Here is a 10,624-nt window from a genome sequence, read left to right on the forward strand (position 1 = left end):
TACAACGAACCATGGGCACACGGATATAGGTGTTACTTTATCCCGCACTAACGGGCAGTAATACTCTCACCTCAAAATTCGGCGGAAGCAAAGAAGTTAGGTGGGAGATAAACTGCCTGTAAAGGCCCGATTGGTTCAACTAATAATCAGTGGGGGATGAAGAAAACCCCCACTGATTAAAGTTTCACTTTATTAAGGGAGTTAGTGATATGGAAGCAACAACAAAAAAAGGGTTTTACAATCGTTTAATCCGACTAAACCCGCCTCAAATTTTAGCAATAGGCTTTTTTTGTTTAATTGTTGTCGGAGGAATGTTATTAAAACTACCATTTGCGACAAAAGAATCAATTAGTTGGGTAGACGCCTTTTTCACAGCAACATCGGCAGCAACGGTAACAGGTTTAGGAGTTGTAGATACTGCTAGCACTTTTACAATGTTTGGTCAAATTATCATTATGTTGTTAATTCAAACAGGTGGTCTTGGATTAATGACAATTGCCATTTTAATTGTATGGGTATTAGGAAAGAAAATTGGACTGCGCCACCGATTATTAATTGGAGAAGCGTTTAATCAAACGAATATAGGTGGGCTTGTAAAATTAGTAAAGCGTGTCTTTATTTTTTCTATTTGTATCGAATTAATGGGTGTTGCTTTTTTATCTATTCGATTTATTCCGGAATTTGGTGTTGGGAAGGGATTATATTATAGTATCTTTCATGTTATTGCCGCTTATAATAATGCCGGATTTGCCCTTTGGCCTGATAATTTAACACGTTATGTAGGGGATCCTATTATTAATATGGGAATATGTTCTTTAATCGTTATAGGTGGTCTAGGGTTTACAGTGTTAATTGATATATGGTATAGCCGTAGTTTTCAGAAACTATCACTCCATTCGAAAATCATGATTGTGGGCACAGTAGTCCTTAATGTTATTGCAATTATTGTGATTTTTATATTGGAGTATAACAATGTGAAAACATTAGGACCTTTATCTTTAAGTGAAAAATTCTGGGCTTCATTTTTCCAAGGGATTACACCGAGGACTGCAGGATTTAATACGGTTGATTATGGTGGAATGGAAGAATCGTCAATATTGTTTACGATGATTTTAATGTTTATAGGTGCAGGAAGTGTTTCAACAGGTGGGGGCATTAAGTTAACAACATTTGTTATTTTAATTACATCAGTTGTAGCCTTTTTTAGAAAGAAAGAAGACTTTGTTTTATTCCATCGTACAATTAAAATGTCGACGGTAACGAGAGCGTTGGCAATTGCTGTTGCTAGCCAAATTCTTATTTTTGTCGCAGTATTTTTACTAATGCTTACAGAAAATTTTAGTTTTATTCAATTATTGTTTGAAACAATTTCTGCGTTTGGTACAGTTGGATTGACAATGGGGATTACTGCTAAATTATCGGCTGTTGGAAAATGTATCATTATGTTTGTTATGTTTTGTGGGTTAGTTGGCCCGTTAACCCTTGTATTCTCTCTAGCACGACCAGCGAAGCAAAAAATTCGATATCCATCAGAAGATGTTTTTACAGGATAAGGTATCTCGCAAGAAGCGAGATACCTTTTTTCTTTAAAAAAGCGCGAACAATAAACCGATGATTGCAGCGCGGAATAAAAGAGCAACAAGTGCAGCGATACCACCAACAATCGCAGCGATACCACCTGTTACAGTAGCCCCGCGATTATAAGCGTAAATCCCAAGTAAAACAGAAACAAGACCGAAGAGTGTAGGAAATGTAAAGAGTGATAATACAGCGAGAGCAAGTGCGATAAAACCAGCAGTTGAACCAGCTGTTTTTGATTTTATGTCATCGTTATCGTTATAGTTGATGCGCTGAGGAGCAACCTCTGCTGCGTACTCTTCTTTATAATCCCCTTCTTTAGTTCTATCTCGTTCATCGAATTTATCAGTCAAAGTAATGTCTCCTTTCATAACAAGGTTCATTAGTAGTATGTATATATTTTTCTTTTTTATCCCGCACTAACGGGCAGTAATACTCCCACCTCAAAATTCGGCGGAAGCAAAGAAGTTAGGTGGGAGATAAACTGCCCGTAAAGGCCCGATTGGTTCAACTAATAATCAGTGGGGGATGAAGAAAACCCCCACTGATTAAAGTTTCACTTTATCCGACAAGAAATAGACCGTCATAACATCAATGTGTATAAATCCAAATTAAAAACTAACATAAACCTTTTCTTTTTAGAGGGAGAAAGCATCTGGCCATGCATAGAAACGGTCAGTTCTCTTTCCTCCCCTATGCCAAGCTAAAAACAGAGAGAGAAAACAAGTGTAAGTTCCTTTTTCTCTTCGTAGCTGACTTATATGTTGAAAAATCAAAGTGGATATATATCAGGTTAGAGTGAACGATATTTATATTGGTTCTAGATTACAGGCTGAAAAAGATGATAATGGATTATTGTTTTTTTATGAATTGTAAAACTTGGTATGAGTTCCTCTATTTTGGAAAGTATAAAAAAGAATTAAGAGGAAAAAGGTGGTTTTAATGATGGAACATCCAATTGAAAACTTAATGAAAACTGCAATGACAAATTTAAAAGAGATGGTTGATGTGAATACAATTGTCGGAAGTCCTGTTTCAACAGCGGACGGAAATGTTGTTTTAACTGTCTCAAAAGTTGCCTTTGGTTTTGGCGCAGGGGGAAGTGATTTTAAAGGGGAAACGTCGTTAGGAAAAAGTTCGGCAGGACAAGGACAACCAAAAGAGGTGAAGCAAGTACATCCATTTGGAGGCGGAAGTGGTGCAGGGGTTTCAATCGATCCGGTTGCGTTTTTAGTTGTAGGATCTGGTGGTGTGCAAGTGTTACATTTACATAGTGGTACACACTTGATTGAAAAGGCATTGAATACAGTTCCAAGCACTGTAGATAAGTTTGTAAACGGTCGTTAAAAAGTAAACTTGCATTTTTTAGGGATTATGATATATTAGAAAAAGTGTGCTTATGGCTAATAAATATAACTGAAGTGTAAATATATATGATTTATGAAATAAGGGAGAGGTAGTTATGATTAACATCAAGAATTTTACTGTCGGCTTATGTATGTTAGTGAGCGGATTTGTTGTATATGTAGTAAAAGAAAAAGCTCCATTCTAAAACAGGCAGATCGCGATGTCTGTTTTTATTTTGTTAAAATAAATATTGACGAATTTGTTTTATGATGTTATAATTTTATTTCGTGTCTCGGTTACAGCTAGTATATATTGGATATTTCTTATAAATACAACATGAAAAGTTTGCGAAAGATCGGGTGATTTTACCAACAACTTTTGTGAATAAACCCAAAAAGTTGTATTTGTAAGCTTATACACATACTAGTGTATCAAGGAGCGGTCAGAGGAACCGTGTTGATGAGAGAGAGGTAGGGCTTTCATCCAGTATATGTTACTTTCCCGTTAGGTGAATATAAAAAAGAGAAGTCTCCTTTTCATAAGGAGGCTTCTCTTTTTGGGTAAGTTACATTTAATAGACAAGATATTTTTTATAGTCTGCTTTCAACTTGTTGACAAATTTCATCTGTTGTTAAACCACTCGCCTCAATCACAGAACCTTTTGTAGATATATTGCTGATTCCCATTACATTAGAATCCTGTCCAGTTACGACACAACAATCGCATCCTTGTGCGTCATTTTCAGAGCGTAGTGAAACTACTTCATGCCCTTTTTGTTGTAGTGCTTGTTGGACATCTGTTAAAGAATTTTCAACACCAATTTTCGCCATAATTTTCACCTCCTACCATCTAGTAATATGCTCAAATTTTTAGTGGATATTTATATATTTGAGAAAAAGATGATAGAAAGATGTGAATATAAGGTAAAATTCACGATTGGTGAGGGCTAATAATCAGTGGGAATGAAAAAACCCCCACTGATTAAAGTTTCACTTTATTAGTCGTTATACACACCAGTTAGCATTTGACTTACAAATTGATCGTTTAATTGATCTTGGGAAGAATTATCATTCGATTGAATATCAATTGAGGCGATAAAGTTGTTATTCTGTTCTTCATTTGGATACACCTCTACGTAATTGTTAAATTTACACAGACCTTTCGTATCCATTAAATCAAATAGTTGTAACATTTCTACTACCTCTTGTCTCGTTCCTTTAATTTGTACACATGCCATATTATTTTCCTCCCTCATTTGACAATTTGTTTTTTAAAAATAGGATTATGAAAGCTGCATGAAAAATATGATTGTTATTTTTATACAATTTTATTTTGAATGTATTCCTCCTTTTCAACCCAAATTCGTTTTTATTGCCGAATATATATAATCGGACGTCCGTTTATTGAATACAATAGATTCGCATCATTTGACAAAAATCCTTCTTCTAAACAAATATTTTTTAGGATGAAAAATGACGAAAAAAATTTTTTGACATGTTGTAAACGTTAACAATGTTGATAAATCAATATAAACAAGGATGTACATAAATTTAAAAATTATAAATTTTCTAAAAATTAACTTGATTTATTTAAAAAGGAGAGTAAACTAGGAAACAATAAAAAATTCACAGAACATAGGGGGCGCTTTTAAGTGAATGAGCAATGGATTTTCTTAAATGGAGAATTTGTTCCAAAAGACGAAGCAAAAGTTTCAGTATATGACCATGGTTATTTATATGGCGATGGGGTGTTTGAAGGGATTCGTGTCTATAGTGGCAATGTCTTCAGACTGAAAGAACATCTTATTCGTTTATATGAGTCAGCAAAATCCATTATGTTGGAAATTCCATATACGTTAGATGAAGTGATAGATATTGTTGTTGAGACGATTCGTCAAAATAAGCTATCTAACGGATACATTCGTTTAGTTGTATCACGAGGTGCTGGGAACCTTGGATTAGATCCTGATTCTTGCTCGAAACCGAATGTAGTTGTAATTGCGGAACAGTTATCACTATTCCCGTCGGAATATTACGAAAAGGGAATACCAGTTGTGACAGTTGCCACACGTCGGAATCGTCCAGATGTATTAACACCACAAGTGAAGTCTTTGAATTATTTGAATAATATTTTAGTTAGAATTGAAGCGAAGCTTGCTGGTGTACAAGAAGCACTTATGTTAAATGAACAAGGTTATGTTGCAGAAGGATCTGGTGATAATGTGTTTATTGTAAAAGGAAATAAATTAATTACACCACCAAGTTCTGCAGGAGCATTAGAAGGTATTACACGAAATGCTATTTTGGAAATTGGAGAGAAGCTTGGATATGACGTAAGAGAAGAGTTATTTACAAGGCACGATGTATATGTAGCTGATGAAGTATTTTTAACAGGAACTGCAGCTGAAGTGATTGCAGTTACGACAGTTGATGGAAGAACGATTGGAGCTGGAAAAACAGGTTCACATACAAACCGTTTATTGGAAGAGTTTCGTAAATTAGTTGTAGAAGATGGAGAGAAAATTTACGAAGAAAATAAAGTTGGATAATAGAAGTGTAATGAAATATAAATTTGTAAAGCGTTGATAGGGAGGAGTAGTTGATTGTGAAGCCTCACAGAGAGTCGGTGGTTGCTGGAAACCGATGGTTCACGTCGACGAACATCGCCCTTGAGTGCTAAGCTGAAGCATTTGTTTAGGCTTAGACGGTAGCTCCGTTACTAGCTAGACTCATCCCGAGTCATTGAGGCAAGATGTATTCTTGCGAAGAAGGGTGGTACCGCGAAATCTTTCGTCCCTTCAGCACATAGCTGGAGTGTGGACGTAGGATTTTTTTATTGCATAAAACAATTTTAAAGGAGGTTAAAAGAGAGATGTCTTCGAAAACGGAAGAGAAAATGGCAACTGGTGCACAGCTGTTGTTAGAAGCGCTAGGAAAGGAAGATGTAGAAGTTATTTTTGGTTATCCTGGAGGGGCTGTTCTGCCGTTATATGATGCAATTTATGATTGTGAAATTCCTCATGTATTAACAAGGCATGAACAAGGAGCGATCCATGCAGCAGAAGGCTATGCACGGGTTACCGGGAAACCAGGTGTTGTGATTGCCACAAGTGGTCCAGGTGCAACAAACGTGATTACGGGTCTTGCAGATGCAATGATTGATTCACTGCCACTTGTTGTTTTCACAGGTCAAGTAGCTACAACGTTGATTGGAAGCGATGCTTTCCAAGAAGCTGACATTATGGGACTTACGATGCCAGTAACAAAACATAATTATCAAGTGCGCAAGGCGTCAGATTTACCAAGAATTATTAAAGAGGCATTTCATATTGCGAAAACGGGTCGGCCAGGACCAGTTGTTATTGATCTTCCTAAAAACATGGTAGTAGAAAAAGGAGAACGATGTAGTGACGTGCAAATGGATTTACCAGGCTATCAACCAAACTATGAGCCAAACCTATTGCAAATTAACAAGTTATTACAAGCGATTGAGGTTGCGAAAAAGCCGCTGATTTTAGCTGGAGCAGGTGTATTGCACGCGAAAGCCTCGCAAGAATTAACAGCTTTTGCACGAATGTACTGTATACCTGTTGTTCATACACTTCTTGGACTAGGGGGATTTCCGCCAGAAGATGAATTATTTCTAGGAATGGGAGGAATGCATGGTTCATATACAGCAAACATGGCTTTGTATGAGTGCGATTTACTCATAAATATCGGTGCAAGATTCGACGATCGTCTAACAGGGAATTTACAGCATTTTGCAAAAGACGCTACGGTTGCACATATTGATATTGATCCAGCAGAGATTGGAAAGAATGTTCCCACAGAAATACCGATTGTGGCTAGTGCGAAACATGCTTTGGTGGCACTGCTCGAGTGCAAGGGGAGAAAAGAAAATCATAGTGCATGGTTATCGCTTTTAAAAAGCAGAAAAGAACAATATCCATTTTTCTATGATCAAGATTCTGAAGAGATTAAACCGCAAGCAGCAATTGATATGTTATATGAAATTACAAAAGGAAAAGCAATTGTCACAACTGACGTTGGTCAGCATCAAATGTGGGCTGCTCAATATTATCCACTAAAGGACCCAGACAAGTGGGTGACGTCAGGGGGACTTGGCACAATGGGATTTGGCTTTCCTGCTGCTATTGGTGCACAAATTGCAAGACCGAAAGAATTAGTTGTAGCGATTGTTGGTGATGCTGGTTTTCAAATGACATTACAAGAACTGAGCGTATTGAAAGAACATTCCTTGCCGGTTAAAGTTTTGATTTTAAATAATGAAGCTTTAGGAATGGTAAGACAGTGGCAAGATGAATTTTATAACCAAAGATATTCTCATTCGTTACTCTCTTGTCAGCCTGATTTTGTAGCACTGGCCCATGCATATGGCATAAAAGGGGTGCGAATTGAAAATCCGTTACTTGCGAAGGAGCAGTTGCAAGCGGCGATTGATTTGCAAGAACCTGTTGTCATTGATTGCAGAGTGTTGCAGTCAGAAAAAGTTATGCCGATGGTTGCTCCAGGAAAAGGGGTTCACCAAATGGAGGGGGTGGAAAAACGATGAAAAGAATTGTTACGGCAACCGTTCGAAATCAAAGCGGGGTTTTAAATCGAATTACGGGTGTTATGACTAGGAGACATTTTAATATTGAAAGTATTTCAGTTGGACATACAGAGTCGTCTGATATTTCACGAATGACATTTGTTGTTCATGTTGAAAGTGAGCAACAAGTGGAGCAGCTAATAAAACAGCTTCATAAACAAATCGATGTGTTAAAAGTGTCCGATATCACAGGAGAAGCAATGATTGCAAGGGAGCTTGCTCTCATTAAAGTAGCGACAACAAGTGTATCAAGGGCAGAATTGTACAGTTTAATTGAACCATTTCGAGCCGCTGTAATAGATGTTGGGAAGGATTCCATCGTCGTGCAAGTAACAGGTACGCAAGAAAAGGTAGAAGCATTAATTGAGCTCTTGCGCCCATATGGCTTAAAAGAAATTGCAAGAACAGGCGTTACTGCATTTACGCGTAGTATGAAAAAACAAGATAAACAAATTATGTTAATTCATTAATTATTTAAATATAGGGGGAGAAAGAAAATGGCAAAAGTTTATTATGAGAAAGATGTAGTGGTAAATGTATTAAAGGGGAAAAAAGTGGCGATTGTTGGATATGGTTCCCAAGGTCATGCTCATGCACAAAACTTACGAGATAATGGTTTTGATGTAGTAGTTGGGCTAAGGCCAGGGAAGTCATGGGAAAAGGCGAAAGAAGATGGTTTCTCCGTATATCCAGTTGCAGAGGCAGCGAATTCTGCTGATGTAGTAATGATTCTACTTCCAGATGAACTACAACCAGAAGTATATGAAGCGGAAATTGAACCGAATTTACAAGCTGGGAATTCACTAGTGTTTGCACATGGATTTAACGTTCATTTTAATCAGGTTACGCCACCAGAAGATGTAGATGTATTTCTAGTAGCGCCGAAAGGGCCGGGGCATTTAGTGCGTCGTACATTTACCGAGGGCGGGGCTGTTCCAGCATTATTTGCTGTATATCAAGACGCAACAGGAAAAGCAACTGAAAAAGCATTATCCTATGCAGATGGAATTGGAGCAACGAGAGCTGGAGTGTTAGAAACGACATTTAAAGAAGAAACAGAAACAGATCTATTTGGAGAACAAGCTGTACTTTGCGGAGGAGTTACTGCGCTTGTAAAGGCAGGGTTTGAAACATTAGTAGATGCTGGTTACCAGCCAGAGCTTGCTTACTTTGAATGCTTACATGAACTGAAGCTTATTGTTGACCTGATGTATGAAGGTGGACTTGAAAATATGAGATATTCTGTTTCCGATACAGCGCAGTGGGGCGATTTTGTATCAGGACCACGCGTTGTAACAGAACATACGAAGAAAGCGATGGGTGAAGTGTTAAAAGAAATCCAAGATGGTACATTTGCAAGAGGATGGATTGCAGAGCATAAAGCAGGAAGACCACATTTCCATGTAACGAATGCTAAGGAGAATGAACATCAAATTGAAGTTGTTGGACGTAAATTACGTGAAATGATGCCATTTGTACAACCGAAAGTAAAGGCGGAGGTTAAATAATATGAAACAGATTTTGTTCATGGATACGACGCTTCGTGATGGCGAACAATCACCCGGAGTCAATTTAAATGAACAAGAAAAATTGCAGATTGCAAGGCAGTTAGAAAAACTCGGGATTAATGTGATGGAAGCGGGATTTGCAGCAGCTTCTGAAGGGGATTTTCGTTCAGTAAAACGTATTGCGGAAACGATTCAAAATGCTTCAGTTATGAGTCTTGCAAGGGCGAAGGAAAGTGATATTCGTAGAGCGTATGAAGCGGTAAAAGGTGCAGTATCTCCGAGGTTACACGTTTTTTTGGCAACGAGTGACATTCATATGAAATATAAGCTTTGTATGTCAAAAGAAGATGTACTAGATAGTATTCATCGCTCTGTAACTTTGGGGAAATCTTTATTCCCAACAGTGCAATTTTCGGCAGAGGATGCAACGAGAACGGCTCGTCCTTTTTTAGCAGAAGCTGTGGAAGTTGCGATTCGCGCTGGAGCGGATGTTATTAATATTCCTGATACAGTTGGTTATACAAATCCAGAAGAATATTATTCTCTTTTTAAATATTTACAAGAATATGTTTCTGCTTATGAAAAAGCTATTTTCTCTTGTCATTGTCACGATGACCTTGGTATGGCAGTAGCGAATTCATTGGCGGCTATTGAAGGCGGGGCACTGCAAGTAGAGGGAACAATCAATGGGATTGGAGAACGTGCAGGTAATGCTGCTTTAGAAGAAGTTGCAGTTGCTTTGCACATTAGAAAAGACTATTATGAAGCCGAATCTTCTATAACACTAAAAGAAATTAAAGCAACAAGTACATTAGTAAGTCGTTTAACAGGTATGATCGTTCCAAAAAATAAGGCGATTGTTGGAGCAAATGCATTTGCACATGAATCAGGTATTCATCAAGATGGTGTATTAAAAGAAGTAACGACATATGAAATTATTGAACCAGAACTAGTTGGTGAAGCGCAAAATTTATTTGTACTTGGAAAGCATTCTGGTCGCCATGCGTTTACTGAAAAAATGAAGGAACTCGGCTATGATTTTACAGAAGAAGAGCGAGATATAGCATTTCTTGCATTTAAGAGATTAGCAGATCGTAAAAAAGAGATTACAGAAGAAGATTTACGTGCATTAGTACTAGGAGAGGCTGCATTTTCAACACAGCAGTATAACATTAAACAATTACAAGTACATTTTGTGTCTAATAGCACGCAATGTGCAACTATTGCACTGGGAGATGAGGAAGGTAATGTATATGAAGATGCAGCAACTGGGGCAGGTAGTATTGAAGCGATTTATAATGCAATTCAAAGAATTTTAGGACTTGAGTGTGAGTTAGCCGATTATCGTATTCAATCCATTACACAAGGTCAGGATGCACTCGCTCATGTTCATGTTGAATTGAAAGAAGGAACTCATCAAGTTGCAGGTTTTGGTGTTGCGCAAGATGTATTAGAAGCATCAGCTAGAGCTTATGTGCATGCAGCTGGAAAATTAAAGGCTTTGTTATTGATTACAAAATAATGTTTATAAGTGGGGGGATCCCCCACTTCACTTAATAAAATTGTGAATAATCAGTTAA

General features: G+C 37.5%; 11 protein-coding genes and 1 other annotated feature. Of the genes, 8 read left to right on the forward strand and 3 right to left on the reverse strand.

Going from position 1 to position 10,624, the window contains the following annotated elements; all coding sequences use genetic code 11:
- Positions 1-209 precede the first annotated feature (209 nt).
- The gene (locus tag KFD70_RS12820; RefSeq protein ID WP_336452692.1) at positions 210-1,553 is read left to right on the forward strand and encodes a TrkH family potassium uptake protein; all 1,344 of its coding nucleotides are present in this window, start codon (positions 210-212) and stop codon (positions 1,551-1,553) included.
- A gap of 33 nt (positions 1,554-1,586) precedes the next feature.
- Here KFD70_RS12820 and KFD70_RS12825 read toward each other — a convergent pair whose 3' ends face one another.
- Positions 1,587-1,949: an imidazole glycerol phosphate synthase gene (locus KFD70_RS12825; RefSeq protein WP_336452691.1), complete on the reverse strand. Its 363-nt coding sequence runs from the start codon at positions 1,947-1,949 to the stop codon at positions 1,587-1,589.
- A gap of 574 nt (positions 1,950-2,523) precedes the next feature.
- On the opposite strand from KFD70_RS12825, the gene ytfJ reads away from it, so the two are divergent.
- A complete protein-coding gene (gene ytfJ / locus KFD70_RS12830) occupies positions 2,524-2,925 on the forward strand; it encodes a GerW family sporulation protein (protein ID WP_174099524.1) in 402 nt (133 codons plus the stop codon).
- A gap of 115 nt (positions 2,926-3,040) precedes the next feature.
- Positions 3,041-3,130 (forward strand): hypothetical protein, encoded by a 90-nt coding sequence (locus KFD70_RS12835; protein WP_000608217.1) that lies wholly within the window; start codon positions 3,041-3,043, stop codon positions 3,128-3,130.
- A 385-nt stretch (positions 3,131-3,515) separates the two neighbouring features.
- Here the strand turns inward: KFD70_RS12835 and KFD70_RS12840 are convergent, their stop codons facing one another.
- Complete coding sequence (locus tag KFD70_RS12840) at positions 3,516-3,755, reverse strand: YkuS family protein (protein ID WP_336452690.1); 240 nt, start codon at positions 3,753-3,755, stop codon at positions 3,516-3,518.
- Between the two features lie 167 nt (positions 3,756-3,922).
- Positions 3,923-4,162, reverse strand: coding sequence for a DUF3911 family protein (locus KFD70_RS12845; protein ID WP_174099526.1), 240 nt, complete (start codon positions 4,160-4,162; stop codon positions 3,923-3,925).
- A gap of 414 nt (positions 4,163-4,576) precedes the next feature.
- On the opposite strand from KFD70_RS12845, the gene ilvE reads away from it, so the two are divergent.
- From ilvE to KFD70_RS12870, 5 genes are all read left to right on the forward strand, one after another.
- On the forward strand, positions 4,577-5,473 hold the full coding sequence (ilvE, locus tag KFD70_RS12850; RefSeq protein WP_336452689.1) for a branched-chain-amino-acid transaminase: 897 nt from the start codon (positions 4,577-4,579) through the stop codon (positions 5,471-5,473).
- Positions 5,474-5,497: 24 nt separating this feature from the next.
- Positions 5,498-5,725 (forward strand) — a binding site (T-box leader).
- Between the two features lie 71 nt (positions 5,726-5,796).
- On the forward strand, positions 5,797-7,497 hold the full coding sequence (gene ilvB, locus KFD70_RS12855; protein ID WP_336452688.1) for an acetolactate synthase large subunit: 1,701 nt from the start codon (positions 5,797-5,799) through the stop codon (positions 7,495-7,497).
- Complete coding sequence (gene ilvN, locus KFD70_RS12860) at positions 7,494-8,006, forward strand: acetolactate synthase small subunit (RefSeq protein ID WP_000822945.1); 513 nt, start codon at positions 7,494-7,496, stop codon at positions 8,004-8,006. Before ilvB ends, ilvN begins: the two co-directional genes overlap by 4 nt.
- Positions 8,007-8,033: 27 nt before the next feature.
- Positions 8,034-9,044, forward strand: a complete 1,011-nt coding sequence (gene ilvC, locus KFD70_RS12865; RefSeq protein WP_336452687.1) for a ketol-acid reductoisomerase — start codon at positions 8,034-8,036, stop codon at positions 9,042-9,044.
- A gap of 1 nt (position 9,045) precedes the next feature.
- Positions 9,046-10,566: a 2-isopropylmalate synthase gene (locus tag KFD70_RS12870; protein WP_336452686.1), complete on the forward strand. Its 1,521-nt coding sequence runs from the start codon at positions 9,046-9,048 to the stop codon at positions 10,564-10,566.
- Positions 10,567-10,624 lie beyond the last annotated feature (58 nt).

It is taken from the genome of Bacillus pfraonensis (assembly GCF_050768835.1).
Lineage (GTDB): Bacteria > Bacillota > Bacilli > Bacillales > Bacillaceae_G > Bacillus_A > Bacillus_A pfraonensis.

What these genes read in the sequence shown, in the direction of transcription:
- KFD70_RS12820 (WP_336452692.1), top strand. Translation starts at nt 210, where the DNA reads ATGGAAGCAACAACAAAAAAAGGGTTTTACAATCGTTTAATCCGACTA.
- KFD70_RS12825 (WP_336452691.1), bottom strand. Translation starts at nt 1,949, where the DNA reads ATGAAAGGAGACATTACTTTGACTGATAAATTCGATGAACGAGATAGA.
- ytfJ (WP_174099524.1), top strand. Translation starts at nt 2,524, where the DNA reads ATGGAACATCCAATTGAAAACTTAATGAAAACTGCAATGACAAATTTA.
- KFD70_RS12835 (WP_000608217.1), top strand. Translation starts at nt 3,041, where the DNA reads ATGATTAACATCAAGAATTTTACTGTCGGCTTATGTATGTTAGTGAGC.
- KFD70_RS12840 (WP_336452690.1), bottom strand. Translation starts at nt 3,755, where the DNA reads ATGGCGAAAATTGGTGTTGAAAATTCTTTAACAGATGTCCAACAAGCA.
- KFD70_RS12845 (WP_174099526.1), bottom strand. Translation starts at nt 4,162, where the DNA reads ATGGCATGTGTACAAATTAAAGGAACGAGACAAGAGGTAGTAGAAATG.
- ilvB (WP_336452688.1), top strand. Translation starts at nt 5,797, where the DNA reads ATGTCTTCGAAAACGGAAGAGAAAATGGCAACTGGTGCACAGCTGTTG.
- ilvN (WP_000822945.1), top strand. Translation starts at nt 7,494, where the DNA reads ATGAAAAGAATTGTTACGGCAACCGTTCGAAATCAAAGCGGGGTTTTA.
- ilvC (WP_336452687.1), top strand. Translation starts at nt 8,034, where the DNA reads ATGGCAAAAGTTTATTATGAGAAAGATGTAGTGGTAAATGTATTAAAG.
- KFD70_RS12870 (WP_336452686.1), top strand. Translation starts at nt 9,046, where the DNA reads ATGAAACAGATTTTGTTCATGGATACGACGCTTCGTGATGGCGAACAA.